Source organism: Hymenobacter sp. 102 (assembly GCF_049949205.1).
Taxonomy (GTDB): Bacteria; Bacteroidota; Bacteroidia; order Cytophagales; family Hymenobacteraceae; genus Hymenobacter.
Map to the genome: position 1 here is coordinate 331,756 of NZ_CP188172.1, position 26,503 is coordinate 358,258.

The following is a 26,503-nucleotide window of genomic DNA, read 5'->3' on the forward strand; positions in this document are numbered from 1 at the left end:
TTCTACCCAGTGGAGGCGGGCATCCTGATCGAAGGAGGAGGTGGACATGGCAGGCAGGAATGGGAGCAAGCAACGGGAGCTGTATACGTACCGTACAGAATCCCGGCGGTCGGGCAACGGCCGTGGTACAGGACTAACCTTCTTTTTATAGGTAAGATGAAAACACGCCAACTGGGCCAAAGCGGCCTGCGGGTATCCGCGCTGGGGCTGGGCTGCATGGGAATGTCGGACTTTTACGGAGCGCGCGACGAGGCCGAGAGCCGGCGCACGATTGCCCGGGCTCTGGAACTGGGCATTACCTTCTTCGATACGGCCGATATGTACGGCCCCTACACCAACGAGGAACTGGTGGGCCGGGCCCTGAAAGGTCAGCGGCAGAAGGTAATCCTGGCTACGAAATTCGGAATTCAGCGCGACGCGCAGGACCCCGCTAAGCGCGGCATCAACGGCCGGCCCGAGTACGTGCGCCAGGCGGTGGAAGGCTCTCTGCAACGCCTGGGCACCGAGTACATCGACCTGTATTACCAGCACCGCGTGGACCCCAATACACCTATTGAGGAAACGGTGGGAGCTATGAGCCGGCTGGTGGAAGAAGGCAAAGTGCGCTATCTGGGCTTGTCCGAAGCTGCTCCCGATACGTTGCGCCGGGCCTGCGCCGTACATCCTATTGCGGCGCTGCAAACTGAATACTCCCTTTGGAGCCGGGAGCCGGAAGAAGAGATTCTGCCCACCTGTCGGGCATTAGGGGTTGGATTTGTGCCGTATTCGCCGCTGGGCCGGGGCTTTCTGACGGGACAAATTCAGCGGTTCGAGGAGTTGGCCCCCGATGACTACCGCCGCCATACGCCCCGCTTTCAGGGGGAGAACTTTCAGAAAAATCTCGATTTGGTAGCCCGCATCCAGGAAATTGCCCACGAAAAAGGCTGCACACCGGGCCAGCTGGCTTTGGCATGGGTGCTGGCGCAGGGCGAAGACTTGGTGCCCATTCCGGGCACCAAGCGGGTGGCATACGTGGAGGAAAACGTAGGTGCCGCCGATATTCTGCTCTCCCTTGAAGACCTGGCCCGCATCAACCAGGCTGCCCCACCTCACAGCGCAGCCGGGCAACGTTACCCGCCCGCCATGATGGGCAGCGTGAACGGGTAACGATAAGGTGGAGGAATAAGGAAAGGTGATCTTATGCTGAGCCCTTGGGGCTAAGTGCCATAACCTAACGTCAGCTTTCCTTACTCCCCCGCCTTACCGCCGGACAGGCGGAAGCAGGTCAATCCAGCCGTCCTCACTGACTACTATGGCTAGTACCGGGTAGCGGCTGCTTTCCACGTAACGCAGAGCGGAATTGTAGCGGGAGCCGCGGCTGGAGTCGCCTTTCTCGGTGGCTAGACCGTCGAGGATGGCCCCAATGGCGTAGCAGGTACCAGCCGGGTCGATGAGTACGGCTCCGTCGATATTCGTAACCAGCCGCAGCACGGAGGGCGTCATCAGGCGAGGCGCTACCCGGAAGCACTGGCGCGTGAGCCGGGCCGCCTCCTGGGCTGCGCCTTCCGAAATTACCAGAATAGTGCCGTTTGATTGGGCCGTAGCCTTGAGCGTCAGCTCCCAGAGGTAGGCAATACCAGCGGTATCCACGGCCGGAAACACGCGCCGGATGGCTTCCGTGAAGTTATTCTCGTCCACAGTGCCCTGTGGGAGACGGGGCGTATTGGATACCACCTTCATCATCACCTGCGCATCGTGGCTGAGTTCCCAGCTGTAGTGCTTGGTGAAATGGACCGTAAACAGAGGTTCGTATTGCGGGTCGTTGGTCTCTACCAGGTAGCCGAGACCAAATACATCGGTGGCGTCGGTAATGAGGGAAGTGCGGTCTTCACTAAGCTCCAGTAGCTTTCGAATGCGGCGGTAGTCGCGCAGCGGGATAGGGGTTTCCAAGGTGAGCACCGGCACCACGGCCGGGTGGTTGCGGCGCGACACCAGCATGGTGCCCACGCCCTCGTCGCCCTCGTGGCGCAGGGCAGCAATGCCGTTGCAGGCATCGTACAGGCCGTGCGAGCCGGCCGCGGCGCGCAGCATAAAGCGGCGGCCCGCGGCGCGCAGTATCTCGTTATAGTCCCGGTCCAGCACTGGTCGGTCGTCGTCGGTATCCGACTCGCGTAGGGCGCGGGAGGCATCCTGCAGCACTTCCTGCACAGTGGAAGCCAGCAAGGACGCCGGCCGGGTGGGACTGGCCGTGCCAGGCAGGGAGTAATAGGCATTAAAGGCTTCCTGATTGAGCTGCAGCACAATTACCACCAGATACCCACCCACGCTCACGGGCTGGGAGCAAAAACTTACCCGCTCTTCTCGCCGGCTGCCTACCAGGTCGTTGAGCGTGTGTTCGGTTGCCCGGCGCAGTAAATCGTACCAGCGCTGTTTCTCAAACCGGTCGTGGTCGAGGGGGTGCAGGTGGTACACTACTTCACGGGGGCCATCGGGCTCCAGGGCGGCGGCCCGGGCCTTGAGAACGGCAAAATCCTGGGGTTGATACCGGTGCGCGCGGGGCTCCAGCACTACGGCCTCGGGCTCGTCTGCTTCCCGGGCCGAGGCCAGGCCCAGTAAAAATACCTCCGGCTTCAGCGTCCGGTCCAGCAAATTGAAAACACCATCAGCAAACAACTGGGCCGATACGCGAAACAGACTTTGATTTTCCCACATACGGGAGGGATATACAGAAAAAAAGGGCAGTAAGATGGTAAGTACGCAAAAAAGCCCCGCGGAGGTGGCAGGGGCGAAATAATTCAGTTTCATCGTCTATTCCGAAAACAACCGACTGGGTGCGCCGTTATTAGGAATGCGCCCGGCGCGGGGAGGAAAGGCCCGCGTTGGGCGGCCTCTCGTCGTATGCCTTCAGGGCCCCGAAATCATGGTACAAGACACCGAGATTGAGCAGTACGTCAAGCCGTTTTTTCTGGCAGTTGTGGCGGTGGCCCTGGTGATGGTGGCGCTGATTTCGGGTTACTGTGCCCGTAGCCACGGCCGCTCGTTCTGGCTATGGTTTGTGTTGGGCCTTGTGTTGCCAATGGTGTCGTATCTGGTGCTGTTTGCGCTGCTGCTGCATCAGGAGCTCAACCAGGGCCAGCGGCTGCTGAACGAGGCCCGCGCTATTCTGGCTGCCGCCGCTGCCCGGGCTGCTCACCCTGAGGAGCACTAATGAGCCCACTGTGCGCAAGCCATTGCCGCATACCCCGTGCCGCCCAGGCTCCGGTGCTGAAGCAGCCTTGTAGCAGGTAGCCGCCGGTAGGGGCCTCCCAGTCCAGCATTTCACCCGCCACGAAGGTTCCCGGGCGCTGCCGCAGCATCAGGTGGTCATCCACTTCGGTCCAGCCCACGCCGCCAGCCGTGCTGATGGCCTCCTCCAACGGGCGCAAACCACTTACCGGTATAGGCAGATCAGTCAGCAGCCGGGCGGCCTCAGCTGCTTCCGCCGGAAAGTCAAGCATGCCTAACTCCCGGAGCAGCGTAGGCACGGGCGGCCCCAGGCGCAAAGTTTCTTTCAGAAAAGAGGACCAGCTGCTGCCCGCGCGCCGCTGGCCAAGCCTGGCCATAAGTTGGGGTGGGGGTAGGTCGGGCTTGAGATTGAGGTGCAGGAGGGCAGGGCTGCTGGCCGCCAGGGCTGCCCGTAGGTGGGGTGTGAGGGCGTACACGGGTGTACCTTCCAGGCCGTACTCAGTCAGCATGATTTCGCCGCGCACGGTGTGGGGGCCGCAGCGCAGGGCCACGTTCTTGAGCGGCTGCCGCCCCACCTTCTCCCGGAAAAACACCGACCACGCTACCTCGGCGCCGCAGTTGCTGGGCGCGAAGGGCTCGCACTGGATGCCCGCCGTTTCCAAAATCGTCAGCCACTGGCCATCGGAGCCGGTTTTGGCCCAGCTGGCTCCTCCCAGGGCCAGCAGCGTGGCGGCGGGCTGCGCGGTAAACTCGGTGCCGGTAGCTTCATCGCGCAGGCGCAGGCCGGTTGCGCCCGCAAACCCCAGCCAGCGGTGCCGGGTCTGCAGCACCACGCCCAGCTGCTGCAGCCGCGCCAGCCAGGCCCGCAGCAGCTGGGCCGGTTTGTAGTCGGCGGTAGGGAATATCCGGCCGCTGGTTCCCACAAAGGTTTCGATGCCCAGCGCAGCGGCCCAGGCGCGCAGGCTGTTGGGTGAAAAGTGGTGCAGATACCGGGTGAAGGCCGGGGCGTGGGCCGCGTAGCGGGCGGCGAAACGGGTTTCTTCCTCGGCATTGCTGAGGTTGAAGCCCCCATGCCCGGCTACCAGAAACTTGCGGCCCACGGTGGCCTGGGCCTCAAACACGCGTACCCGCAGGCCTGCTTCGGCCAGGTGCTGGGCGGCCAGCAGGCCGGCCGGACCACCGCCTACCACGGCCACCCAGGAAGAAGAATTCTGCTGCATCAGGCAAAGGTACTACGGCCGGGCGGGTAGCAGGAAAACCGGGGGCACGGCCACCAGTCGGGGTTTCGCGTATAGGCCCCCAGTCAGTGTTGGGCTTAACTTCGCCGCATGGGTCCTTATTCTATTCTGATTGGTCTGAGTCTGGCCGTCATTCTTTCCTACCTGTTTGATCTGGCTGCGCGGGCTACCAAGGTGCCTTCGGTGCTGATGCTGCTGCTCTCGGGTATTGCCCTGCGCCAGGGGGCCGACTACTTCGACTTTACCCTGGGAATTCCGAAGGTAGTGCTGGAAATATTCGGCATCATCGGGCTGATTATGATTGTGCTGGAAGGGGCCCTGGACCTGAAAATCAGCCGCGACAAAGCGCCCCTGATCCGCCGCTCATTCCTGGCCGCTGCTCTGATTCTGGTGGTGCAGTCGGTGGTTATTGCCCTGATACTGCACGTGTGGCTGCGGGTGAGCTTTCAGAGCTGTTTGGTGAATGCCATTCCGCTGTCAGTCATCAGCTCGGCCATTGCCATTCCCAGCGTGGCCAATCTGTGGGGCGAAAAGCAGGAGTTCATCGTGTATGAAAGCACGTTTTCCGATATTCTGGGCATCATGTTCTTTAATTTCGCCCTGCAGAGCAATTTTGCGCAGGGAGCTTCCGTCATCACCTTCGGGGCCGATGTGCTGGCCGTGCTGGTGGTGGCGGTACTGAGCACGGCCGCGCTGGCCTTCCTGCTCGACCGGATTCGGCTGCACGTGAAGTTTTTTCTGATCCTGGCCTTTCTGATTCTGCTTTACAGCATTGCCAAAAAGCTGCATTTGTCGTCGCTGGTACTGGTGCTGGTGTTTGGCTTGGCCGTGAACAACGCCGAGCAGTTCCTGAAAGGCCCCTTGCGGCGCTGGTTCCGGCCCGAGCGCCTGGCCGAGGAAGTACACCAGCTGCGCAGCATTACGGCCGAGTCGGCGTTTCTGATCCGCACGTTCTTTTTCCTGCTGTTCGGCTTCAGCATCACGCTCAGCAACGTGCTAAACCCCCAGCTGCTGTTGCAGGGTGTGCTGATTGTGGCGGCCCTCACGGCCATCCGCTTTGTGTACCTGCGCTATATTGCCCGCACCGACCTGATTCCGGAGCTGTTTATTGCCCCCAAGGGCCTGATTACGGTGCTGTTATTTTATAGCATTCCGCAGCAGCACCTCATCGGCGAGGTCAGCGAGAACATCCTGTTTGTGGTCATCCTGCTCACCGGTGTGCTGATGATGGTGGGCCTGCTCATGAGCCGCCAGCAGCCGGAAATAGGGGAGTATTGAGGGAGAGGAGTCAGGAGTTGATTTTTTAATCACCTAACCCCTAGCTTCTGGCTCCTCAAAAGTTGGCCTTAAACAGCTTGATGGCAATGGCCAGCAGAATTACGCCGAACACGCGGCGCAGAATGTCCTCGCCGGCTTTGCCCAGCTTACGCTCAATCCAGGCCGAGCTTTTCAGCACCAGGTACACGAACACCAGGTTTACCAGGATGCCGGCCAGCACGTTGGGCAATTGGTAGGCGGCGCGCAAAGATAGCAGCGTGGTCATGGTACCGGCCCCCACGATGAGCGGAAACGCCAGCGGCACGATGGAGCCGGTGGCGGCCAGCGGATTGTGCTTGAATAGCTCCACTCCCAGAATCATCTCCATGCCAATAAGAAAGATGATGATAGCGCCGGCCAGGGCAAACGACTGAAAATCAACTCCGAACAAACTCAGAATGCTCTGGCCCAGAAACAGAAAGGCCACCATCAGCACACCCGCCACCAGCGTGGCCACCTCGGCATTGATACCACCTTCCCGCTGCCGGATCTGAATGATAATCGGGATGGAACCCAGAATATCAATGATGGCAAACAGCGTGAGCGTAACGGAGGCTATTTCCTTGAGGGAGAACATGCGGTGCAATTATGAATGTTGAGTGATGAGAGTTGAATTTGGGCGTTCAGAAGCGACTTAACCACTTCATAATTCAACTCTCATTACTCATAATTAATCAGGCGAATTCCCGGGCGAAGAACTGCACGAGCTGCTCGAAGGCAGCGTCAGGAATGGCGGGGAAGTTGGCGATGCGCAGGCTGGTGGGCTTCCAGGTGCCGTAGCCGCTGCCCAGCTGCAGCTCCTGGGCCAGGGCCCGGCGCTTCACCTCCTCAATAAGGGCCGGCGGGCCCTGCAACCCGATAACCGTAGTAGAGCGGGTTTCGGGGTTGGTAATGAGGGGCGTAAGCTGGGTGGCCTGGTCGAAGTAATCGTAGAGCTTGGTGGCGCGGTCCTGCAGGTGCTGGTGTACCTGCTTGATGGGTGCCCGGTCGGCCAGGGAGCGGCTCAGCAGGTAGATGCCCAGCACGTTGGGCGTGTGGGTGGTCTGGAAGTTGAGCATCTTCTCGTACTGGGCCGTGAGCGAGTTGTAGTGGCTCCGCTCATTGATCTTGCGCAGGCGCTCCACCGCTTTCGGCGACAACAGCATGATGGAGAGCCCCGCCGGTAGCCCGAAGCACTTCTGCACCGAGGCGTACCAGATATCGGCTTTGATGTACTTGAGCTGGATACCGGCCATAGAAGAAGTGGCATCTACGGCCAGCAACGCGTTGCCGGGCAGGCGGTTGTAGAGGTTCAGAATCACGCCGTCGCGCAGCTGGGTGGCGTTGCTGGTTTCGTTCTGCGTCACGCATACCAGGTCCGTGTGCTCATCGAGTCCGGGCAGGTGCTGCACGTTGGGCACCTCATCAATACCAAACTGCAGGCCGGTGCTGGCCGGACGCAGGGCTTTGGCGTACTCAAACCACTTCTCGCCAAACGCCCCGCTGTACAGGTGGAAGCTCTTGGTGGGCGTGAGGCTCTGCGTAAGCACTTCCCAGCACTCGGTGGCCGAGCTCATAAAGAACACGGTGTAGTCCTGGGGTACGTTGAGCTTGTTTTTTAGCTCCTGAATGGTCTGGCGCATGAGCTGCACAAACCGCTCGCCGCGGTGCGGGGCCGAGAGCCAGCCTTCATCAAAAGCATCCTGCAGGTAGCGGCGCACCTGCGGGTACACCTGGGAAGGGCCGGGATTGAACGTATACATAGGTTGGAAAGGCAAAAGGAAGGAGAACGTAAAAGTAGCACATGCTTTAGCTTGTGCCGAAAAACAACAACGCGCATTCGTGGGAAACCGACACAAGCTAAAGCATGTGCTACGTTACACCTTAAACCCCACGCGCTTGGGGCGCTGCCCATCGAAGTAGTGCAAGGCCAGCCGGTAGCTTTCCAGCTTGAAGCCGCTGATGCTGCCGATGCAGTTGCGGCCCAGCAGGCTTTTCTGCCGAAACTCCTCGCGGGCGTGCAGGTTGCTCAGGTGCACTTCCACCACGGGCGTGCCAATGGCGGCCACGGCATCGGCCAGGGCCACGCTGGTGTGAGTGTAGCCGCCGGCGTTGAGCACAATGCCGTGGTAGCTGAAGCCCACCTCGTGCAGCTTGTCAATCAGCTCGCCCTCGTGGTTGCTCTGGAAGTATTCCAGCTCGAAGTTTGGGAAGGCTTCGCGCAGCTCGGGCAGGTATTCCTCGAAGGAACGGGTGCCGTAGATGCCCGGTTCGCGGCGGCCCAGCAGGTTCAGGTTCGGGCCATTCAGAAGAAGAACTTTCATGTGTAGTGGGTAGTGGGTAGTGCCTGGTGCCTGGAACGCATGGGGCCGACCGAAGACAGAGTGTGTAGCTTGCGGAGGCAACTGTAGCCGCAAGCTACGGCTGTACGGCAAGTAAAGCGAAGTTTTGCCTGCTTGGCGGTGGCCGATATACCTATGCCAGGCACTACGCACCTACCCACTACGCACTACAATATGTCCACCTGGTCCATCACCATCAAGCAGTTTGCCGGGTACCTGCAGCTGGAAAAATCCTTGTCGCCGAACTCGGTACAGGCGTACGTGCGCGACGTGGAGAAGCTACGCCAGTACCTGGAGCTGGAAAAGCTGCCGGCCTCGCCCCAGCAGGTAACCACCCGCATCCTGCGCGACTTCCTCACCTGGCTGGGCAGCCTGGGCATGGAGGCCACGTCGCAGGCCCGTACGCTCTCGGGCATTAAGGCGTTCTACCGCTACCTCATTATGGAGGATCTGCTGACCATTGACCCCACTGATACGCTGGACGCCCCCAAAACCGGCCGCAAGCTGCCCGATACGCTCAGCTACCCCGAAATTGAGCAAATTCTGGCTGGCATCGACCTGAGTACGGCCGAAGGCACCCGCAACCGGGCCATGCTGGAGGTGCTCTACAGCTCGGGCCTGCGCGTGAGCGAGCTGACGGGCCTGCGCCTGTCCAACCTGTTTGCCGACCAGGGCTTTGTGCGCGTGACGGGCAAGGGCAACAAGGAGCGGCTGGTGCCCATCGGGCGCGACGCGCTGAAGCACCTGGGCTTTTACCTGCAGGGCATCCGGGCGCACCTGGATATCAAGCCCGGCCACGAGGATACTGTGTTTCTGAACAACCGGGGCAGCGGTATTTCGCGGGTGTCAGTGTTTACCATTATCAAGGCAGCGGCCGAGGCGGCGGGCATCCGCAAGAGCATCAGTCCGCACACGTTCCGCCACAGCTTTGCCACCCACCTCATTGAGGGCGGGGCCGACTTGCGGGCTGTGCAGGAAATGCTGGGCCACGAGAGCATCACCACCACCGAAATCTACACCCACCTCGACCGGGACTACCTGCGCCAGATTATCACGGAGTTTCACCCGCGCAGCTAGGCAATTTCGGGAGGAGTACTCCGGAGCTGTGCGCCGGAGCGCAGGTGCTGGCTGGTAGCTATGCCTCTTCCTGGGATTGGCAGCTGCTGAGCCATTCCACCGCCTCGGTAGTTGTGTCAAAAAGTTGGATTTCGAAGGCGGTGAACAGCATATGCACCGGTGTGGCCGTGAAAGAGGTAGCAAACTTATGAGCCTGCGTGACGTGGGCCACGTAGCGCAGGCCCGCCCGGGCCGCCGCGGGGCCCCACTCCCGGGTCAGCCAGTACACCGAGTCGAACCAGGGGCCTTCCAGCGCGCTGTTGTCGTTGAGCAAATAGGGGCAATGGTAGATATTCAGCATTTCCAGGCTGGCCACGCCGCCCTGCATAGCCAGGTCGGGCCCCACAAACCCCTGCCACTTCGTCCGGAGCCAGTGGCTTTTCGGATCATAGGTCAGTTGACAGTATACGGCGTCATCGGGGGTGGAGAGGAGACGTTGAAGCATAGGGGAAACGAAATATAGAGCAGTAGCTAGGTTGAACGCGGAAAGCCGGGTAAAGATGCTGTTCAGGCAACAACTATTTTTGCCGCCCTTACCATCTGCCCTTTGTTATGCCTGCATCCGCCGCATCTTTTCTGCCCGCCCGGCCCTTGTGGTGGTCTATTGGGCTTTTGCTGCTGCTGAGCATGGCCTACCTGGCACCAACGGGCCACACCTATATTCTTATTGATGATAACCTGGACACCGAGCTGACGGTGCCGTATCTGCTGGTGCAGGAGGGCAAAGCGTTGGATTACCGGCCCACCACCCGGGTCGAGCATCTGCTAAATGGCATCCCGCGCAACGCGCTGCGGCCGGGCCTGCAGCCGCTGGTGGGCCTGCTGGCGCTGCTGCCCCCATTGTCGGCCTACCTGGCGCACGAGTTGCTGGTCCGGCTGGTGGGGCTGCTGGGTATGTACGGGCTGCTGCGCCGCTACGGCCTGCGCCAGCCAGCTGAGGCCGGAGCCTGCGCCGCCCTAGCGCTGGCCTGGGCCACGCTGCCCGCGTACACGGCCTACGGAGTATCGGTGCTGGGGCAGCCCTGGGTAGTGTGGGCCCTGCTGAACCTGCGAACCGGGCGGCGGCGAGCCGCCAGCCTGGGGGCGCTGGTGGCGTTCGGGCTGTGGTCGAGCCTGGTGCTGGCGGGCGTGTTTGTGCTGGCAGTGGCCGGCGGAGCGGTGCTGGTTGATGCGCTGCGGACCCGCCGGATTTGCTGGGGGCCGGTGCTGGGCCTGGCCGCCTTAACGCTCACTTATCTGATAGTGGAGTATCCGCTGCTGTACTCGTTGCTGCTGGAGCGGCAGTTCGTGCCCCACCGCCTGGAGTTCGACTACGCCCGGTTAACTCCCGGTGGGGCAGGGGCGGGGCTGCTGTCGGCGGGGCGCTACCTGCTGCTGGGCCAGTACCACGCCGGGGCGTTTCTGCGGTTGGCCCCCCTGCTGGCGGCCGGGGCCGCAGCGGTGCTGGCGGCGCCCGGTCCGGTGCGGCAGCGGCTGCGCCGCCGCCTGGCCCTGGTGCTGGTTGGGCTGGGGGGGCTGGCACTGTTCTGCGGCTTCTACCCGCAGCTGGTGGCCGGGCTGCAGCAGGCCCTGCCGCCGCTGCGTGCGTTTAACCTCACGCGGTTTCACTTCCTCACGCCTTTGCTATGGTTTGGCGTGCTGGTGTTGAGCTTGCGCCACCTGCCGGCGGGCCGGGCGCGGGGGGCGCTTATCGGGCTGCAACTACTCATCGGGCTGGGCATGAATACGGAGTGGACGCGCAATGTGCAGCGCTTGCTGAACCGCCTGCCTGCCTCTGAGCCTACCTACGCGGCCTACGTGGCCCCCCGGCTGCTGGGCCTGGTGCAGCAGGATATCCGGCGGCGCACGGGGCAGGAGCCAAAAGATTACCGCGTAGCCTCGTTAGGACTGCCCCCGGCGGTGGCGTCCTTCAACGGGTTCTACACCCTCGATGCCTACCTGAACAACTACCCGCTGTCCTACAAGCACGCCTTCCGGCCGGTTATTGCGGGGGAGCTGGCCAAAAGCCCGGCGCTGGCCACGTATTTTGATGCCTGGGGCAACCGGTGTTACCTGTTTTCGGCGGAGCTGGGCAAGAACTTCCGGGTAGCGGCGTTACCGGAGCGCCGGATACAGCACTGGGCCTTCAACGCGGCGGCTTTCCGCCAGTTGGGTGGGCGGTACGTGCTGTCGGCGGCGCGGCTGGTCCGGCCGCAGGAGAGCGGGCTGCAGCTGTTCGGGCACTACACCAGCACCGGGGCCTACTGGCAGCTGTGGGTGTACGCGGCGGAATAGTGAAATGGTGGGGTGGCTGTTCAATTGAGCTACACCGGGCAAACCGCGCAAGTGGCGCAAGCAGAACAGCCACCTTACCATTTCACCACCCCACCATTTCTCCATTTCACTACTTCCCCATTTTACCACCGCTTCAACTCAGCGTTTATGCCTAGATTTGGTCTTTGGCGAGTATTCTGATGGCTAAAAATACCTACAAGCAACAACCCGACTCTGCCGCCGCCCGCTCCAACGAGCCCCGGCCGGTTTCTGAGCCTAAACCAGCTCGTAACCAGCCGCGCCCGGCCGCTGAGCCGGCCCGGGAAAACCGCCGCAACGAGCCCCGCACCGCCGCGCCCAAGCCGGCGCGCACGCCTCTGAAGCTGCCCGCAGTCCGGCTCGGCGGTCTGTTCGATTTCGTGCGCGACCGGCGTTTTCAGCTGTTTATGGGCTTTTTCTTCCTGATAAGCTCCATTTACCTGACCATTGCCTTCATTTCCTTCCTGTTTACGGGCCACGCCGACCAGAGCGTTACCGAAAACGTGGGCAATGTCACTATCAATCAGGCCGGGCAGGAAACCGGCAACTGGCTGGGGCTGCTGGGAGCCATTATGGCCCAGTTTCTCATTCAGAACGGCTTCGGCGTGGCGGCTTTTGCCGCCATTCCCATCGTATTCTTCCTGGGCTACAAAATCGTATTCCGGCGCGCTGGGGTATCTTTCACCTACGTGCTGGCTCTGTGCCTGTTTATCATGGTGTGGCTGAGCGTGTTGCTGGGCTACGTGGTGCTCAGCATCCAGGGCCCCGGCACTGATCCTGCAGTGGCCCACAGCCTTGATTTCCTGTGTGGGCGGGTAGGCTACGAAACGGCTTTTTTCCTGGATAGCCTCATTGGCTGGGGTACGGTGCTGCTGCTGGCCTTCGTGCTGATTTCCTTCGTGGTGTTCTTCTTCAACGTCACCAGCCTCAACCTCAACCTGAGCCGCAGCGCCGAGGACGAGGAAGAGGCGGACGACCTGGCCCCGGCCCCGGCCTCCGCCGCCAACACGGCCCCAGCCGCCCCGGCACCCTGGCACGACGATGAAGAGGAAGAAGAGGAGCCAACGCTGGGCATCACGCTCAAGCGGGTAGGCCCGTTGGCCGCCCAGCCGGAGCAGCCGGAACCAGCTCCGGCCGAGCCCGTCCGAACCGGCCCGGTGGCTTCCCCCGCCCGCCCGGCCGGGCCCGGCATCGGAGCCGATGTACTGGCTCCGGCTGCCGCTGCTGCTGCCTCCGCAACAATGGCTGCGGGTGGTATGGCGGCTTCAGCCGCTGCCATTCCCCTGAGCATGGCAGCCCCGGCAGCAGCCACTGATACGCCGGCTTCGGCCACTTCCGGCCCCAGCTTTTCCTTTGAGGTTGCTCCTGAAGAACCCGTTCGGCCGGCTACTCCGGTTGCTGCCCCCAGCGTCCCTACGCCGCTGTCACTGGCTGATTTGGTGGACGACGATACGCCGCTGCCTGCGCCGGCGGTAGCACCCGTTGTGCCCGCGCCGGCAGCGGCGCCGGTGGTAGCTGGTCTGTCCTTCGAGGTGGAGGATGCCACCACCGGCCCGGCCGAGCTGGACCCCTCCGCCGGGGCCGATATGGCCGTTATTGCCGAGGAGGTAGAGGACGAGGAAGTCATGCCCACCGGCGAGTACGACCCTACCCTCGACCTGCCCCGCTACCAGTACCCCACCCTGGAGCTGCTCAACGACTACGGCGTAGCGAAGGCCCAGGTAACCAAGGAGGAGCTGGAAGCTAACAAAGACCGCATTGTGGAGACGCTGGGCCACTACGGCATCAACATCGCCAGCATCAAGGCCACCATCGGCCCCACCGTCACGCTCTACGAAATCGTGCCCGACGCCGGGGTGCGCATCTCCAAAATCAAGAGCCTGGAAGATGATATTGCCCTGAGCCTGGCCGCCTTGGGTATCCGCATCATTGCGCCCATTCCGGGCAAGGGTACCATCGGTATCGAGGTGCCGAACACCAGGAAGGAAATGGTGAGCATCCGCTCGGTATTCAACACCGACAAGTTCATCAGTACCGAAATGGACCTGCCCATTGCCTTCGGGCGCACCATCACCAACGAGGTGTTTGTGGTGGACCTGGCCAAGATGCCGCACCTGCTGATGGCCGGGGCCACGGGCCAGGGTAAATCGGTGGGCCTGAACGTGATTCTGGCCTCGCTGCTCTATAAGCGCCACCCTTCGCAGCTCAAGTTTGTGCTCGTCGACCCCAAGAAGGTGGAATTGAGCATCTTCAACAAGATTGAGCGCCATTTCCTGGCCAAGCTGCCCGAGTCGGAGGAGCCCATTATCACCGATACCAAGAAGGTGGTGAACACACTCAACTCCTTGTGTATGGAGATGGACCGGCGCTACGATCTGCTGAAGGATGCCGGCTGCCGCAACCTGAAGGAGTACAACCGTAAGTTTGTGGAGCGCCGCCTCAACCCCAAAAAGGGCCACCGCTACATGCCCTTCATTGTGCTGGTGATTGACGAGCTGGCCGACCTGATGATGACCGCCGGCAAAGAGGTAGAAACGCCCATTGCCCGCTTGGCCCAGCTGGCCCGCGCCATTGGTATTCACCTGATTGTGGCCACGCAGCGCCCCTCGGTGAACGTAATTACCGGCATCATCAAGGCCAACTTCCCCTGCCGGATTTCCTTTAAGGTGACCAGCAAAATCGACTCCCGCACCATTCTGGATGCCGGCGGCGCCGACCAGCTCATTGGGCAGGGCGACATGCTCATCTCCCAGGGCTCGGATATTATCCGGGTGCAGTGCGCCTTCATTGATACGCCCGAGGTGGACCGCCTCTGCGACTTTGTGGGCGAGCAGCAGGGCTACCCCAATGCCTACGAGCTGCCCGAAGTGCCCGGGGAAAGCGGCAGCGGCAACGGCGACGCCGACGAGTTCGATATGAGCGACCGGGACTCCATGTTTGAGGAGGCCGCCCGCGTGATTGTGCTGCATCAGCAGGGTAGTACTTCGCTCATCCAGCGCAAGCTCAAGCTGGGCTATAACCGCGCCGGCCGCCTCATCGACCAGCTGGAGCACGCCGGTATTGTGGGGCCCTTTGAGGGCAGCAAGGCCCGCGAGGTATTGATTCCCGATGAGTACAGTTTGGAACAGTTGTTGAATAGCCTGCAGAAATAGAAGCAGGAGATGCAGAACTTAGCGCGTAGAAATTGTTCTGTTTTTGTCTGATTCCCGTTTAAACCTTAGCTGAGTTCTGGGTTCTCAGATCGAAGCACTCCAAATTCACCACCAACCATTGCAATGAAGAAATATTTCGCCCTGCTTGCCCTGTCCGCGTCATTGACTTCTGTGGCTACGGCGCAGCAGGACCCCAAGGCCGGCAAGATTCTGGATCAGATGAGCGCCAAGTATCAGGCCATGAAGGCGTTCAAGGCTACCTTCACCCAGACGCTGGAAAACGACGCGGCCAAGGTGAAGGAAAACCTGAGCGGCGACATCACCGTGAGCGGGCAGAAGTTCCGGCTGAAGCTGAGTGGTCAGGAGGTCATCAACAATGGCCAGACCATGTGGACGTACATGAAGTCGGAAAATGAGGTAAACATTTCCGATTACGAGCCCGAGGATCAGGAAATCAACCCTTCCCAGATTTACACTCTGTATAAAAAAGGCTACAAGTACGCGTATGTGCAGGAAGCCAAAGAGGGTGGGGAAATGGTGGACGTGATTGAACTTTCGCCCGAGGACCGCAACAACCCCGTGTACAAAGTGCGCCTGAAAGTGGGCAAAACGGATAAAGCTGTGAAAAGCTGGCAGATGTTCAAAAAGAACGGCAACCGCTACACCTACCGCATCAGCAAGTTCCAGCCCAACGTGCCGGTGGATGCCACCACTTTCAACTTTGATAAGAGCAAATACAAGGGCGTAAAGGTGATTGACCTGCGCTAACCCACCGCGTACTGCCGAAACAGCCGGCCCGCTTCTGCCTGATGGTGGAAGCGGGCCGGTTTGCTTTCCGGCCCGCTAAAATGCTACTTAGGGCAACGGCCCAGCTTATGCGTTACAATTACCCCGGCTGGGCCGCATCTACAGCGAAACTCAGCTATGCCTATTCCGGTGATGAAAGAAGATTTTCTGCACTATGTCTGGCAGCACCAGTATTTTGACAAGACGGCTTTATTGACCGAAGACGGCCAGCCCATAACCGTGCTCCGCCCCGGCCACCGCAACCCCGATGCCGGCCCCGATTTCCTGAACGCCCGCCTGCAGCTGGGAGAAGTAGAGTGGAACGGAGCCGTGGAAATTCACATCCGCGCCTCCGACTGGCACCGCCACCAGCACCAGACAGATGCCAAGTACGACCAGGTAGTCCTGCACGTAGTGTACGCGGCCGATGCGCCGGTGCAGCGTACCAACGGCTCCGCCATTCCGGCCCTGGCGTTGCAGCCGCGCATTGCCCCGGAGCTGCTGGCCGCCTACGAGCGGTTGAGCAGTCAGCCCCCGGAGGCCGCGCTGCCCTGTGCCCCGCTGCTGGCCCAGGTACCTCAACTAACGCGCACCATGATGCTGGACCGGGCCTTGCTGGAGCGGGTGGAGCAGAAAGCCGACCGCATCAGCGCCCTGCACGGGCACACCGGGCAGGACTGGGAGGCCACGGCCTGGCACGCGCTGGCGGCGGCTTTCGGTTTCCAGAAAAACACCGACCCCATGAGCCGGCTGGCCCGGGCGCTACCCCTGAGCCTGGTGCGCCGCCACCGCCACGATGCCACGCAGCTGGCGGCGCTGGTATTCGGGCAGGCCGGCTTTCTGGAGGATGCGCCCACCGACGAGTACAGCGGCCAGCTGCGGCAGGAGTTTGCGTTTCTGCGGCATAAATACAGCCTGCACGGTACCGCCCTGGCCCTGCACGACTGGAACTTTCTGCGGCTGCGGCCGGCCAACTTCCCCTCGGTGCGGCTGGTGCAGCTGCTGGCGCTGCTGCACGCCCGCCCTACCTTGTTCGATGCGCTGGTAACGGCGAAGGACGTGCGGGCTTTGGAGCTGTTTTTTGCGGTGCCGCTGCCCGCGTACTGGCAGAGCCACACACGACCGGGCAAGCCGGGCAAAACCGGGCCGCTGGGCAAAAGCAGCATCCACCTGCTCATTACCAATCTGGTGGTGCCGCTGCGGGTGGCCTACGCCCGGTCGGTGGGCAGCCCGGAGCAGGTGGAAGCCGCCGTAACGCTGCTGGAGCAGCTGCCGCCCGAGCACAACCACCTCACCGAAATCTACGAGGCCGCCGGGTTCAGCAACCAATCGGCCGCCGACTCGCAGGGGTTGCTGGCGCTGCAGCGTGGCTATTGCGCACCGCGGCGGTGTCTGGCCTGCGGCATTGGAGCCCGGCTGCTGCGCCAGTAGCGCCATGCGGCATTGCCGGCCCGGGCCGTTACCTTTGGGCCTTGCGTAACCCCGTGCCCCGTTGATGGTCAAACTACTTCTCGCCTTTAGTCTGAACGCCGGGTTGCTGTGGCTGCTGTGGCAGTGGCTGCGCCGCGTGCGGGCGTTGCCGGGAGTGGGGCGGTGGGTGCTGCCTACCCTGGCTCTAAAGCTGCTGGCTACGCTGCTGTCGGTGGGGCTGATCAGCGAGGATGCCCGGTATTTCATGCTCTGGTCGGGCCGGATGACGGACCAGCTCTGGCATGCGCCGGGCCAGTGGCTCATTATGCTGGGGCAGGATGAGTTTCGGTGGCAGGGGTGGGCCCTGGTATTTCACGGCTTCTCCAACACGCTGTTCATCATCAAGCTGCTTTCTGCGCTGAATCTGGCTAGCCTGGGTAGCGCCTGGCTGAACGGGCTGTACCTGTCCCTGTTCAGCTTTGTGGGCGGCTGGGAGCTGGTGCGGCAGCTGCGCCTGCGCCTGCGCTGGCCGGCAGCCACGCCGGGCGCGGGTATAGTGGCGTTTCTGGGCTGGCCCACGGTGGTGTACTGGACTTCCGGCCTCACCAAGGAAAGTCTGCTGGTAGGTAGCGGGGCCTTGGTGCTGGCGCTGGGCATCCGGTTAAGCTACGGGCCTGCCACCCGCGTTGCGGCAATCGGGCTGCTGCTGCTGGCAGCCAGTCTGCTGCATTTCAAAATGCGCTATTTCTTCGCGGTAGTGCTGTTCGGGGTGCTGGCGGGCCTGGGGCTGATTCGGGTGTTGCAGCGGCTGGGTACGGCCCGCAGCCGTCTGGCTCAGCTGCTGCTGCTGGCGGGGCTGCTGGCCGGAGGGGCCTGGGCGGCCAGTGAGGTCAGTCCGGTGTTTCGCGCCAACAAGTTCACTTCCCAGCTCCAGCGCAACTACACCGACCTGCTGCGCACCTCCGGCCACCGCCCCCACCTGGAGTACCCAGACCTGCGCCCCACTACCGAAAGCGTGGTGCAGCATACCCCCGTCGCCATTTTTCACACCCTCTCGCGGCCCTGGCCCTGGGAAGGCGGCACGGTGCTGTACCTGATTGCCGGGCTGGAAAACCTGGCCCTGCTGCTGGTGCTGGCCGGGGCGTTGCTGGCCGCAATGCGGGGCCGGGGTGGGCAGCTACCCTTTGCGCTGGTGCTGGCCCTGCTGCTGTACTGCGGCATTCTGGCGGCGCTGCTGGGCCTCACCACGCCCAACCTGGGTACGCTCAACCGCTACCGGGTAACCTTTCTGCCGTTTCTGTTGTTGCTGGCCCTGCAAAACGACTACGCCGCCCGCCTGCTGCGGCGGCTGGGCCTGTAGCTGGGGGCCGTTGTTTTCGGCCTGCTAAACATCCGCCGGAAACTACCGGGCCTACCCGTATCTTTGCAGTTACTTCCGAACCCTCACCGGCCGCCTAGCGGCCGTTTTTTCTACCGATGGAAAATCCCGTAATCATCCTGGGCGCGCAGGCCGTGGGCACCGCCGCCCTCGACGCCTTCCAGAGCAATGATGTAGTGGTGTACTGCCTGCTCGACGATAAAGCCGAGCTGCAGAATACCGAGCTGAACGATGTGCCCGTGATGGGCAACACCGACGATAAGGAGCTGCTGAAGCTGCTGGGCAAAAAGTGCGAGGTATTCGTGGCTACTGAAGACACGGCCAGCCGCCGCAGCCTCACCAACATGCTGCGCGAGGAGTACACCGTAGCGCCCGTCAACGCCATTCACCAGCGCGCCAGCGTATCGCCGCACGCCTGGCTCGGTCACGGCAACCTCATCGGGGCCAACGCCGTGGTGGCCGGCACGGCCAAGCTCGGCGACGGCTGCATTCTGGGGGCCAACGCCGTGGTGGATGTGAAGGCTGAAGTAGGCGACTACGCCCAGCTGGGGGCCGGGGCCATCCTCAACGCCGAGGTGCAGGTAGGCGAGTTGGCCTTCATCGGGGCGGGAGCCGTAGTAGTGGCGGGCGTGAAAATCGGGGCCAAAGCCCGCGTGGGTGCCGGCTCCGTGGTAGTGGCCGACGTGCCCGCTGGGCAAACCGTATTCGGCAACCCCGCGCAGAAGGTTTAATTATGAATTGAGAAGTAGGAGTTATGAATTATGGATTCGATAACGCCCATAATGTGAGGGGTATCAATTCATAATTCATAACTCCTAACTCATAATTGCGAAAAGAAGTGGACTACCTCGTTCTACTGTACTACTGCTACACGCCCATCGAGAATCCGGAGCAGTTCCGGGAGGAGCACCACCGGCTGTGCCTGGGGCTGAACCTGCTGGGCCGCATCATTGTGGCCGCCGAAGGCCTGAACGGCACCGTATCGGGCCGCCGGGCCGACTGTGAGGAATATATGCGTCTGGTGAAGGCCGATCCGCGCTTTGCCGCGCTGGAGTTCAAGGTAGAGGAGGCCCCGGCCAACACGTTTCAGAAGCTGCACGTGCGCGTGAAGCCGGAAATCGTGCACGTGGGCCTGCCCCACATCAAGCCCTACGAGCGCACCGGTATCCATCTGGAGCCCCAGGAGTTCCGGGCCATGAAGGACCAGGACGACGTAGTGGTGCTGGACGTGCGCTCCGACTACGAGCACAGCCTGGGCCGCTTCAAAAACGCCGTTACGCTGGACATCGAAAACTTCCGCGAGTTCCCCGAAAAGGTGCAGGAGCTGGAGCAGTACCGGGGCAAGAAAATCCTGACCTACTGCACCGGCGGCATCAAGTGCGAAAAGGCCTCCGCTTTCCTGCTGGAGCAGGGTTTCGAGGATGTGTACCAGCTGCACGGCGGCATTATCAAATACGGGCTGGAAGCCGGCGGTGAGGATTTTGATGGCAAGTGCTACGTGTTTGATGGCCGGGTGGCGGTGGACGTAAATAGCGTCAACCCTACCATCATCAGCCAGTGCCACCACTGCCACACGCCCTCCGACCGGATGGTGAACTGCGCCAACCCGCACTGCAATGCCCACGTACCGCTCTGCGAAGCCTGTGCCCAGCAGCTGGACGGGGCCTGCTCCGCTACCTGCCAGCAGCACCCCGATAAGCGCCCCTACGACGGTACGGGCACCTACCCCAAGCTGAGCAACCACTACAACCCCGAGCAAGGGCTGCTCTCGTACCGCGCCCCGGCCCGGTAAAGTGGAGCCCAGTACATAGCTGTCATCCTGAGCGTGCGAAGGATCTTTTCACGTTAGAACTGCAACGCGTGCAAACGACCAGTTCAATGGGGAATAGATGCAGGCCCGCTCAGGATGACAAATTTTTGTGGCTGCGCCAACTGCGTTTTTTCCCGTACCATTGCACCTTTTCTTTTCCAAAATTCCCCCGCCATGCCCATCGCCGAATCGGAACTGATCCTGAATAAGGACGGCAGCATCTACCACCTCAACCTCCTGCCCGACCACCTTTCCGAAACCATCATCACGGTGGGCGACCCGGAGCGGGTGCCCTCCGTCAGTCAGCACTTCGACTCCATAGAGACCAAAATCCACAAGCGCGAATTCGTGACGCACGTGGGCTACTACAAGGGCAAGCGCATCAGCGTTATCAGCACCGGCATGGGTACCGATAACATTGATATTCTGATGAATGAGCTGGATGCACTGGTAAACGTGGACCTGGTGACGCGCGAGCCGCGCCCCCTGGAGGAGCGCATCAGCCTGCGCATTGTGCGGGTGGGTACCAGCGGCTCCCTGCAGGCCGATATTCCGGTGGGCTCCATGCTGGCCTCGGAGCACGGCGTGGGCCTGGACTCCCTGATGCAGTTTTATCCGCTGGTAGAAACCGGCCTGGAAGTAGAAGTAGCCACCGGCATCCAGCAGGCCCTGCAGCTGCCGTACCGCCCGTACTGCGTGCGGGGCTCCGACTTGCTGCGCGAGCAGCTAGGCTTCGATATGGTGAAGGGCAACACGCTCACCTGTCCCGGTTTCTACGGACCCCAGGGCCGCGTACTGCGTCTGGATTTGCGCCTGCCTACGCTCATCCAGGAGTTCCAGCAGTTCCGCCACCAGAGCGCCGAGGGCGAGTTCCGCCTCACTAACTTCGAGATGGAGACGGCCGGCTACTACGCCCTGGGTCGCATGCTGGGCCACGAGGTGCTGTCGTTGAACGCCATTGTAGCCAACCGCGCCACCGGCGAGTTTGCCGCCAACTCTGAACAGGTAGTAAACGACCTGATTGTTAAAACCCTGGACCGCATCTAATCACGGATTTCGGCCAATTGATCGGATTTTATAGACGATTATCCGGCTGTCAATCCTACTGCGTGATAAATGACAAAAGAAAAACCGCTTGCCATATGGCAAGCGGTTTTTCTTTTTTGTCTAGACCGGATTACGGAAACGTTCACAAAATTCGATCAACCCGTCGCAATCCGCCTGAATCGGTGATTAGTAGAAGTCGAAGCTGAGTACGGCCCGCAGGGGTAGGGCAATGCCGGACTTGAGCGTCAGGTATTCCTCGTGCATGGCCCAAATGGTGGTGTACACGCGTTTTACGGCGCCATCGGCCGTTTGAAAATAGATGTCCAGCTTGCCATGGTAAGCGTTGCCCAGCGTGGCAGCCCGCTCTGCATCGTGGCGGCGGCGTTTAATGGCGGCAGGGTCGGTCAGTACATCTTCGCTCGAAAAGTGCAGGCTGGGAATGCTTTCCTTCTCGATGGTTTCGATGGCAGCGTCGGTCGGCTTGAGTTCAGGTATCATCGTCAGAGCAGAAATTATAGCGGTGAGCGGAGAAATTCCGTCAAAGCATACGGCAAGCCGAATGGAGAACAGATGAACGTCCCGGCTGGCTTGCCGCTGCAGAAATGAGCACGGAACTGAACGAGTGTACGCAGCAATTCCGCATAAGGTGTACCTACAACCGTGCCTAAAATGCTGCCGGTATGCGCTTGTCTTTGGCTAAGGTGCTTTGCTGTAGAAAGTTAAATTACAAAAGCTCAGCCAGAAAATTCATGGTGTCCACGCCGTCGGCGTAGTCGGATACGGCGGGCTGCTGGGCCCGGCCGAAGGGAAAGCTGCCCGGATACAATCCGCCCGCCGAAACCAGGCACTGCGTCTGCGTGGCCACGTCGGTGAGCTGGTCGAGCAGGTCCACCTCGCTGGTATAGGTGGCGTAGTGCAGCACCGAAATGGGAGAAACGAGCTGGGCGCTTTCGGTGAGCAGCAGGAAGCCTGAATCCAGATGGGGTACCCGGTTCACCAGCAGAATGCTCTTGTTGTAGTCGTAGTTGTTCTGGTAGCGGTTGTGCTCCAGCACGCGGTGCCAGGGCTGCAGGGCATCGAGCAGGGGCGTGAAATCATAGCCGGCGGGAGCATAGAGTTTGCTCACGTTGCGGCAGCCCAGGCCGTAGTAGCGGAAAATATCCTCGCCCAGCAGCCCCAGGTCGTGGTCCGACTCGCGGCCGGTAAGCACGGCCAGGCTGGTGCGGTTGCGGCGGATGATGTGCGGCCTCTTGCCGAAGTAGTACTCAAAATAGCGGGCCGTGTTGTCGGAGCCGGTGGCAATGAAGGCATCGGCCGCGTTCAGGCGCTCCACCAGCTGAATCCGGTCGGCGAAGCGGGGCTCCAGGCGCGTGAGCTCGTCCAGCACCCAGCGCATCAGCAACGTGTCGTCCTTGCTGAGTTTGGCCAGCAGCACGTGGCCCGCGAGCAGCACGCACAGCGCGTCGTGGAAACCAACTAAGGGAATATTACCGGCCATCACCACCCCAATCTGGCGCGGGGTAGTGGGCTCCGGGGGGTAGCGGGCGGCCCAATTGCTCAGGGCGGGCTCGGCCAGCAGGTGGGCAATGCCGCGCAGGGACGCCAGCACGTTGGGCCGGTCGAACCAGGGGTTCTGGTTGCGGGCGCGGGCGGCCAGCTCGGTCAGCTCCTCGGAATGGTCATCGGAAACCAGGACCGTGAGGCGCTGGCCCAGGGCTACAAAAGCGGCAAGGCGGTCGGCGTGAAGCATAAAGGCAGGCGGGAATAAAAGCCGGAAGGCAGAAAAACAAAATCAGCGGCGCGAAAGTACTGAACTGTGTACGGCTAATCCCTAATTTTGCCCGGCCGCATCCTGCCCCCGGCGGCTTGCGTACTCTCTCTGATTCGATTTTCTACTTTTTAACGACGACCGAGGCTATGGCCATCATGATAACCGACGAGTGCATCAACTGTGGTGCCTGCGAACCGGAATGCCCCAACACCGCCATTTACGAAGGCGGCGCCGCCTGGCGCTGGGCCGATGGCACCAGCCTGAAGGAAGTGCAGCAGGACGGAGGAAAAGTGGTGTCGGGCGTAGCTCCGCAAACCCCCATTTCCGACGAGTACTACTACATCGTATCGGATAAGTGCACCGAGTGCGTGGGCTTCCACGAGGAACCCCAGTGCGCCGCCGTGTGCCCCGTTGACTGCTGCGTGGACGACCCCGACTACCGCGAATCCCAGGACAAGCTACTCAGCAAGAAGCAGTGGCTGCACCAGGAAGCCTAACGCACGGATTTTCCCGGATGAAGCCGGATGGGTCGGATTTCGTGGATTGTGCCTTATAGCGAAGAAAGCCTCCCGAGTGGGGGCTTTTTTTATTGGGGTGCCGTGAGGCCCTTGCGGAGGATGACGACTGTTCAGTATTCGTGTGGCACCTGGCAGCTGGTGTTGCGGCGGAATCAGGCGGGGAAGCGGAGGGTGCGGCCGGCGGCTTGCTCCTGGGCCAGCAACGCCAGAAACTCCGGGCGGCTCACTTCTTCGGCCCCGAGGGCGGCCAGGTGGGGCGTCAGCTGCTGGATGTCGAGCAGGCCCGCACCCTGTTCTAGTAGGGTGTCGGTGAGGGCCAGCAGGGCCAGTTTGGAGGCGTTGGGCCGAAAATGAAACATACTTTCGCCGGCAAACACGCCCCGCACCGAAACCCCGTAGAGGCCGCCAATCAGCTCGGGGCCGTCCCATACTTCCACGCTGTGGGCGTAGCCGGCGTGGTGCAGGGCCGTGTAGCCGCGCAGCAGCTGGGGCGTAATCCAGGTACCGTCTTGGCCGGGGCGGGGCTGCTGCCGGCAGGCGTACATCACCTGCTCAAACGCCTCGTTGAAGCTGATGCGCCAGGTGGATTGCCGCTGCACCCGGGCCAGCGTGCGGCCCACGTGCCGGCGCTCCAGCCGCAGAATGCCGCGCCGGGGTGGGCAGAACCAGGGCAGCACCGGCCAGCCCGGCACCGGCCACGGAAAAATGCCGCGGCTGTAAGCCGCCACCAGATTTTCAACCGTTGCCGACCCGCCGGCCAGCACCAGGCCATCCAAGGAGTCGTCGGCGGCGGTATCGGGGTTGGTGGGAAAGGGCAGAAGCATCAGGTGCCGCAGTTGAAGTACTTGTCGTAGGCTGACTCGGGAATGAGCCGGAACTGACTCAGGAGCTTGATGGGCCACTTCAGCAGCCGGATCAGCTCATAGTTGTTGGGGTAGGCGCGGAAGGTTTTGGGCGGCGCGGCCACAATATGCTCGAACTCCTGCCGGCTCAGGCCCAGTCGCTTGATGCAGAGGTTGATAACCCTTTCGTCTTCGATGCTATTCACGTGCTGCACGCGTTCCAGGGCCACCTCCCGGGGCATCTGGCCGGAACGCACCAGGGCCGAGTAGTTGAACAGCCGCCGGTCGATGTTGAACTTGGTGCGGTTGAGGTAGTAGATGACGCTCTGGTACAGGTCGTCGAAGTAGTGCGCCCCGGGGTTCACCCAATCCAGCTCCCGCTCCAGCAACTGGTCCACGTCGGCGCGCACGTAGTCCACGTGGTAGAGCAGCGTTACGGTTTTGATGCGGCGAATGAAGGCGTAGTAGAACATTTCCTTGATATCCAGGTGAAAGCCCGGGTCGGCGGGTTTCCACGGCCGCAGCGGCACCGTACCGAACTGCTTGTGCACGGCCTTCAGGTACTTGCCGTCGAGGTAGTTCCAGCTCAGCGGGGCAATGCCCTCGGTGCGGAACGACTGCCCGATAATAATGCGCTGGATGCCTTCTTTGGCGGCCACGCCGTACAGGGCCGTGGCAATGCCCACATCAGTGCCTTCCTCCATATCGGGCACCGAGGCTTTCAGGAAGGCTAGTTTCAGGTCCTTGGATTCGCGCCAGTCGGAGGTGATGGTGCGCATTTCTACTCCCAGTTTGCGGCAGGCCTTGGTCATGTTCTCGCCGGCCACGGGGTTGCCGAAGCCGTCGTTAAAATGTACGGCCAGGGGGCGCAGGCCCAGCTTCACTACGCAGTACCAAAGCGTAAACGAGGAGTCCCGGCCGCCGCTCACGCCCAGTACGCAGTCATATTTCCTGCCCCGCCCCAACTCTCTCATATCCGCTGCCATTGCCTGCACGTACCGGGCTCCGGCCTTACCCAGAGGAAAGGCCCGATCCATCTTATCGTGCAACGCGCAGAAATTACACTCGCCCGCCGCATCGAAGCGGATACCGGGTACGGTGGTATCCATGATGCAGCGGGTACACTGGCGGTACGTTTGTTTCATTCAGCAGAGTAGAAATCCGGCTGCTAAGTAAGTGAGTCGGATTAAGGTCGGATTAAAAGCGGGGCCAGTGGAAATCCGGCCCAACAGACATTAAGCGGGCAGCGTGTCGAGCGGGTAGCCCTTGCGCTGCAGCATCTGCCCGATTTGGGTACCCTGCTCAGCACGTACCGGGCGGGGTAGATCGGCTACCACCAAATCTCCGGCAAACTCATTGAACACGCCCTGCGCCCGAATACCAGTGGCATCCACGGCCAGGGAGCAGCCCACACTTTTCTTGCCCTCGTAGGGCCCCCCCACGATGTACCCGACGGAGGTAGTGCCCACCACCGATACGTTGTAGAGTTGAGCCAGAATGGAATACGGTTTTACCCATTTTTCACGGTACGGGTCATGCTCCTCCGTAATGGAATAGTCCACCGTCCAGGACGAGGGCGAAAGAATAAACTCAGCCCCCATGCGGGCCAGCGTATGCCCGATGGGCAATCCATCCAGGAAGTTGTCGGCGCAGATATTCACTCCGATTTTCCCCAGCGGCGTTTCCACCACGTTCAGGGTCCGGCCCACCGCGTAAAACGGTAGCTCTACTTCCAGAAGGTTGATTTTGTGGTATTTGCAGATGATTTCGCCCTGCGGGTTGATGAGAATAGCGGCGTTGTAGTTGCGGCCATCGGGGGCGCGCTCGGTGAGGCCGGCGCAGAGGTAGAGGCCATGGCGCCGGGCTGCCTGGCAGAGCCGGTCGGAGTAGGGGCCGGGAATAGGTTGGGCCTCGGTGAGGGCGCTGGGGTGCGTCCAGGCAAAGTCCAGGGTTTCGGGCAGCAGTACTACGTCGCACTGATGGCTGGCGGCTTCGGCAACCATGCGCTCGGCCCGCTCCAGGTTGCGCTCCGGTTCCCCGCCTTCCACCAGCAGCTGGCCCATACCTACCCGGATGGAGCCGGCAAAGATGGATGCGGCAGGTGGGGGAGTTGGGGTAGAGGCCGCCGGAGCCACCGGACTGGTTGATGATTTACGGAAGGAAAAAAGAGCCATGCGCACGCATCAACTATAAGGAAGAAAGCAGGAGTAAATTAACTCAATGGAACCGGGGGAGGGGCGGCAGGAGAGAACAATGTACTGTTAAGCTACAAAAATAGAGTTTATGGTATTACGAAACTGC

24 protein-coding genes are annotated in these 26,503 nt (G+C 61.4%); 13 read left to right on the top strand and 11 right to left on the bottom strand.

Translation table 11 applies throughout. From position 1 onward, the window contains the following. Positions 1-156: 156 nt before the first annotated feature. The gene (locus ACN19L_RS01425) at positions 157-1,146 is read left to right on the top strand and encodes an aldo/keto reductase (RefSeq protein WP_426491771.1); all 990 of its coding nucleotides are present in this window, start codon (positions 157-159) and stop codon (positions 1,144-1,146) included. 93 nt (positions 1,147-1,239) lie between these two features. Here ACN19L_RS01425 and ACN19L_RS01430 read toward each other — a convergent pair whose 3' ends face one another. Beyond that, entirely contained in the window at positions 1,240-2,691 is a 1,452-nt protein-coding gene (locus tag ACN19L_RS01430) for a diadenylate cyclase (RefSeq protein ID WP_426491772.1), read from the bottom strand. A gap of 208 nt (positions 2,692-2,899) precedes the next feature. On the opposite strand from ACN19L_RS01430, the gene ACN19L_RS01435 reads away from it, so the two are divergent. Beyond that, entirely contained in the window at positions 2,900-3,187 is a 288-nt protein-coding gene (locus tag ACN19L_RS01435) for a hypothetical protein (protein WP_426491773.1), read from the top strand. On the opposite strand, the gene ACN19L_RS01440 is transcribed toward ACN19L_RS01435, so the two are convergent. Next, a complete protein-coding gene (locus ACN19L_RS01440; RefSeq protein ID WP_426491774.1) occupies positions 3,138-4,424 on the bottom strand; it encodes an NAD(P)/FAD-dependent oxidoreductase in 1,287 nt (428 codons plus the stop codon). The two genes, ACN19L_RS01435 and ACN19L_RS01440, sit on opposite strands and share 50 nt — an antisense overlap. A 108-nt stretch (positions 4,425-4,532) precedes the next feature. On the opposite strand from ACN19L_RS01440, the gene ACN19L_RS01445 reads away from it, so the two are divergent. Continuing rightward, positions 4,533-5,720 (top strand): hypothetical protein, encoded by a 1,188-nt coding sequence (locus tag ACN19L_RS01445; RefSeq protein ID WP_426491775.1) that lies wholly within the window; start codon positions 4,533-4,535, stop codon positions 5,718-5,720. A gap of 55 nt (positions 5,721-5,775) precedes the next feature. Here ACN19L_RS01445 and ACN19L_RS01450 read toward each other — a convergent pair whose 3' ends face one another. From ACN19L_RS01450 to aroQ, 3 genes are all read right to left on the bottom strand, one after another. After that, positions 5,776-6,336 (bottom strand): MarC family protein, encoded by a 561-nt coding sequence (locus ACN19L_RS01450; protein WP_426491776.1) that lies wholly within the window; start codon positions 6,334-6,336, stop codon positions 5,776-5,778. 97 nt (positions 6,337-6,433) lie between these two features. Next, positions 6,434-7,501, bottom strand: a complete 1,068-nt coding sequence (locus ACN19L_RS01455; protein ID WP_426491777.1) for an aminotransferase class V-fold PLP-dependent enzyme — start codon at positions 7,499-7,501, stop codon at positions 6,434-6,436. 114 nt (positions 7,502-7,615) lie between these two features. Continuing rightward, positions 7,616-8,062, bottom strand: a complete 447-nt coding sequence (gene aroQ, locus ACN19L_RS01460) for a type II 3-dehydroquinate dehydratase (protein ID WP_426491778.1) — start codon at positions 8,060-8,062, stop codon at positions 7,616-7,618. A 192-nt stretch (positions 8,063-8,254) separates the two neighbouring features. Here aroQ and xerD point away from each other — a divergent pair, with 192 nt between their 5' ends. Next, positions 8,255-9,157 (top strand): site-specific tyrosine recombinase XerD, encoded by a 903-nt coding sequence (xerD, locus tag ACN19L_RS01465; RefSeq protein WP_426491779.1) that lies wholly within the window; start codon positions 8,255-8,257, stop codon positions 9,155-9,157. A 58-nt stretch (positions 9,158-9,215) separates the two neighbouring features. On the opposite strand, the gene ACN19L_RS01470 is transcribed toward xerD, so the two are convergent. Next, positions 9,216-9,641, bottom strand: coding sequence for a hypothetical protein (locus ACN19L_RS01470; RefSeq protein ID WP_426491780.1), 426 nt, complete (start codon positions 9,639-9,641; stop codon positions 9,216-9,218). A gap of 107 nt (positions 9,642-9,748) precedes the next feature. Between ACN19L_RS01470 and ACN19L_RS01475 the strand changes: the two genes are divergently transcribed. From ACN19L_RS01475 to ACN19L_RS01510, 8 genes are all read left to right on the top strand, one after another. Further along, positions 9,749-11,470, top strand: a complete 1,722-nt coding sequence (locus ACN19L_RS01475; RefSeq protein ID WP_426491781.1) for a DUF6044 family protein — start codon at positions 9,749-9,751, stop codon at positions 11,468-11,470. Between the two features lie 179 nt (positions 11,471-11,649). Continuing rightward, positions 11,650-14,640 (top strand): DNA translocase FtsK 4TM domain-containing protein, encoded by a 2,991-nt coding sequence (locus tag ACN19L_RS01480; protein ID WP_426491782.1) that lies wholly within the window; start codon positions 11,650-11,652, stop codon positions 14,638-14,640. Positions 14,641-14,763: 123 nt separating this feature from the next. Beyond that, entirely contained in the window at positions 14,764-15,408 is a 645-nt protein-coding gene (locus tag ACN19L_RS01485; RefSeq protein ID WP_426491783.1) for a LolA family protein, read from the top strand. Positions 15,409-15,579: 171 nt separating this feature from the next. Beyond that, a complete protein-coding gene (locus ACN19L_RS01490; RefSeq protein WP_426491784.1) occupies positions 15,580-16,857 on the top strand; it encodes a DUF2851 family protein in 1,278 nt (425 codons plus the stop codon). A 64-nt stretch (positions 16,858-16,921) separates the two neighbouring features. Next, positions 16,922-18,196, top strand: coding sequence for a hypothetical protein (locus ACN19L_RS01495; RefSeq protein ID WP_426491785.1), 1,275 nt, complete (start codon positions 16,922-16,924; stop codon positions 18,194-18,196). A 116-nt stretch (positions 18,197-18,312) separates the two neighbouring features. Beyond that, the gene (locus tag ACN19L_RS01500) at positions 18,313-18,945 is read left to right on the top strand and encodes a NeuD/PglB/VioB family sugar acetyltransferase (protein WP_426491786.1); all 633 of its coding nucleotides are present in this window, start codon (positions 18,313-18,315) and stop codon (positions 18,943-18,945) included. Positions 18,946-19,052: 107 nt separating this feature from the next. Continuing rightward, on the top strand, positions 19,053-20,006 hold the full coding sequence (locus ACN19L_RS01505) for a rhodanese-related sulfurtransferase (protein WP_426491787.1): 954 nt from the start codon (positions 19,053-19,055) through the stop codon (positions 20,004-20,006). 192 nt (positions 20,007-20,198) lie between these two features. After that, on the top strand, positions 20,199-21,071 hold the full coding sequence (locus tag ACN19L_RS01510; RefSeq protein WP_426491788.1) for a nucleoside phosphorylase: 873 nt from the start codon (positions 20,199-20,201) through the stop codon (positions 21,069-21,071). A 186-nt stretch (positions 21,072-21,257) separates the two neighbouring features. Here the strand turns inward: ACN19L_RS01510 and ACN19L_RS01515 are convergent, their stop codons facing one another. Next, positions 21,258-21,569 carry a hypothetical protein gene (locus tag ACN19L_RS01515; protein ID WP_426491789.1) on the bottom strand — a complete coding sequence of 104 codons (312 nt, stop codon included), beginning with the start codon at positions 21,567-21,569 and terminating at the stop codon, positions 21,258-21,260. Positions 21,570-21,795: 226 nt separating this feature from the next. Beyond that, the gene (locus ACN19L_RS01520; RefSeq protein WP_426491790.1) at positions 21,796-22,821 is read right to left on the bottom strand and encodes an acyl-CoA reductase; all 1,026 of its coding nucleotides are present in this window, start codon (positions 22,819-22,821) and stop codon (positions 21,796-21,798) included. Between the two features lie 167 nt (positions 22,822-22,988). Between ACN19L_RS01520 and ACN19L_RS01525 the strand changes: the two genes are divergently transcribed. Beyond that, positions 22,989-23,339, top strand: a complete 351-nt coding sequence (locus ACN19L_RS01525; RefSeq protein WP_125424013.1) for a 4Fe-4S dicluster domain-containing protein — start codon at positions 22,989-22,991, stop codon at positions 23,337-23,339. Positions 23,340-23,512: 173 nt separating this feature from the next. Here ACN19L_RS01525 and aat read toward each other — a convergent pair whose 3' ends face one another. From aat to ACN19L_RS01540, 3 genes are all read right to left on the bottom strand, one after another. Then, the gene (gene aat / locus ACN19L_RS01530) at positions 23,513-24,184 is read right to left on the bottom strand and encodes a leucyl/phenylalanyl-tRNA--protein transferase (RefSeq protein ID WP_426491791.1); all 672 of its coding nucleotides are present in this window, start codon (positions 24,182-24,184) and stop codon (positions 23,513-23,515) included. Continuing rightward, positions 24,184-25,347, bottom strand: a complete 1,164-nt coding sequence (locus tag ACN19L_RS01535) for an N-acetyl sugar amidotransferase (RefSeq protein WP_426491792.1) — start codon at positions 25,345-25,347, stop codon at positions 24,184-24,186. Before ACN19L_RS01535 ends, aat begins: the two co-directional genes overlap by 1 nt. 90 nt (positions 25,348-25,437) lie before the next feature. Beyond that, a complete protein-coding gene (locus ACN19L_RS01540; protein WP_426491793.1) occupies positions 25,438-26,376 on the bottom strand; it encodes a carbon-nitrogen hydrolase family protein in 939 nt (312 codons plus the stop codon). Positions 26,377-26,503: the final 127 nt, after the last annotated feature.

Excerpts from the sequence above, each read along its gene's own strand:
- ACN19L_RS01425 (WP_426491771.1), top strand. The coding sequence starts at position 157 with ATGAAAACACGCCAACTGGGCCAAAGCGGCCTGCGGGTATCCGCGCTG.
- ACN19L_RS01430 (WP_426491772.1), bottom strand. The coding sequence starts at position 2,691 with ATGTGGGAAAATCAAAGTCTGTTTCGCGTATCGGCCCAGTTGTTTGCT.
- ACN19L_RS01435 (WP_426491773.1), top strand. The coding sequence starts at position 2,900 with ATGGTACAAGACACCGAGATTGAGCAGTACGTCAAGCCGTTTTTTCTG.
- ACN19L_RS01440 (WP_426491774.1), bottom strand. The coding sequence starts at position 4,424 with ATGCAGCAGAATTCTTCTTCCTGGGTGGCCGTGGTAGGCGGTGGTCCG.
- ACN19L_RS01445 (WP_426491775.1), top strand. The coding sequence starts at position 4,533 with ATGGGTCCTTATTCTATTCTGATTGGTCTGAGTCTGGCCGTCATTCTT.
- ACN19L_RS01450 (WP_426491776.1), bottom strand. The coding sequence starts at position 6,336 with ATGTTCTCCCTCAAGGAAATAGCCTCCGTTACGCTCACGCTGTTTGCC.
- ACN19L_RS01455 (WP_426491777.1), bottom strand. The coding sequence starts at position 7,501 with ATGTATACGTTCAATCCCGGCCCTTCCCAGGTGTACCCGCAGGTGCGC.
- aroQ (WP_426491778.1), bottom strand. The coding sequence starts at position 8,062 with ATGAAAGTTCTTCTTCTGAATGGCCCGAACCTGAACCTGCTGGGCCGC.
- xerD (WP_426491779.1), top strand. The coding sequence starts at position 8,255 with ATGTCCACCTGGTCCATCACCATCAAGCAGTTTGCCGGGTACCTGCAG.
- ACN19L_RS01470 (WP_426491780.1), bottom strand. The coding sequence starts at position 9,641 with ATGCTTCAACGTCTCCTCTCCACCCCCGATGACGCCGTATACTGTCAA.
- ACN19L_RS01475 (WP_426491781.1), top strand. The coding sequence starts at position 9,749 with ATGCCTGCATCCGCCGCATCTTTTCTGCCCGCCCGGCCCTTGTGGTGG.
- ACN19L_RS01480 (WP_426491782.1), top strand. The coding sequence starts at position 11,650 with ATGGCTAAAAATACCTACAAGCAACAACCCGACTCTGCCGCCGCCCGC.
- ACN19L_RS01485 (WP_426491783.1), top strand. The coding sequence starts at position 14,764 with ATGAAGAAATATTTCGCCCTGCTTGCCCTGTCCGCGTCATTGACTTCT.
- ACN19L_RS01490 (WP_426491784.1), top strand. The coding sequence starts at position 15,580 with ATGAAAGAAGATTTTCTGCACTATGTCTGGCAGCACCAGTATTTTGAC.
- ACN19L_RS01495 (WP_426491785.1), top strand. The coding sequence starts at position 16,922 with ATGGTCAAACTACTTCTCGCCTTTAGTCTGAACGCCGGGTTGCTGTGG.
- ACN19L_RS01500 (WP_426491786.1), top strand. The coding sequence starts at position 18,313 with ATGGAAAATCCCGTAATCATCCTGGGCGCGCAGGCCGTGGGCACCGCC.
- ACN19L_RS01510 (WP_426491788.1), top strand. The coding sequence starts at position 20,199 with ATGCCCATCGCCGAATCGGAACTGATCCTGAATAAGGACGGCAGCATC.
- ACN19L_RS01515 (WP_426491789.1), bottom strand. The coding sequence starts at position 21,569 with ATGATACCTGAACTCAAGCCGACCGACGCTGCCATCGAAACCATCGAG.
- ACN19L_RS01520 (WP_426491790.1), bottom strand. The coding sequence starts at position 22,821 with ATGCTTCACGCCGACCGCCTTGCCGCTTTTGTAGCCCTGGGCCAGCGC.
- ACN19L_RS01525 (WP_125424013.1), top strand. The coding sequence starts at position 22,989 with ATGGCCATCATGATAACCGACGAGTGCATCAACTGTGGTGCCTGCGAA.
- aat (WP_426491791.1), bottom strand. The coding sequence starts at position 24,184 with ATGCTTCTGCCCTTTCCCACCAACCCCGATACCGCCGCCGACGACTCC.
- ACN19L_RS01535 (WP_426491792.1), bottom strand. The coding sequence starts at position 25,347 with ATGAAACAAACGTACCGCCAGTGTACCCGCTGCATCATGGATACCACC.
- ACN19L_RS01540 (WP_426491793.1), bottom strand. The coding sequence starts at position 26,376 with ATGGCTCTTTTTTCCTTCCGTAAATCATCAACCAGTCCGGTGGCTCCG.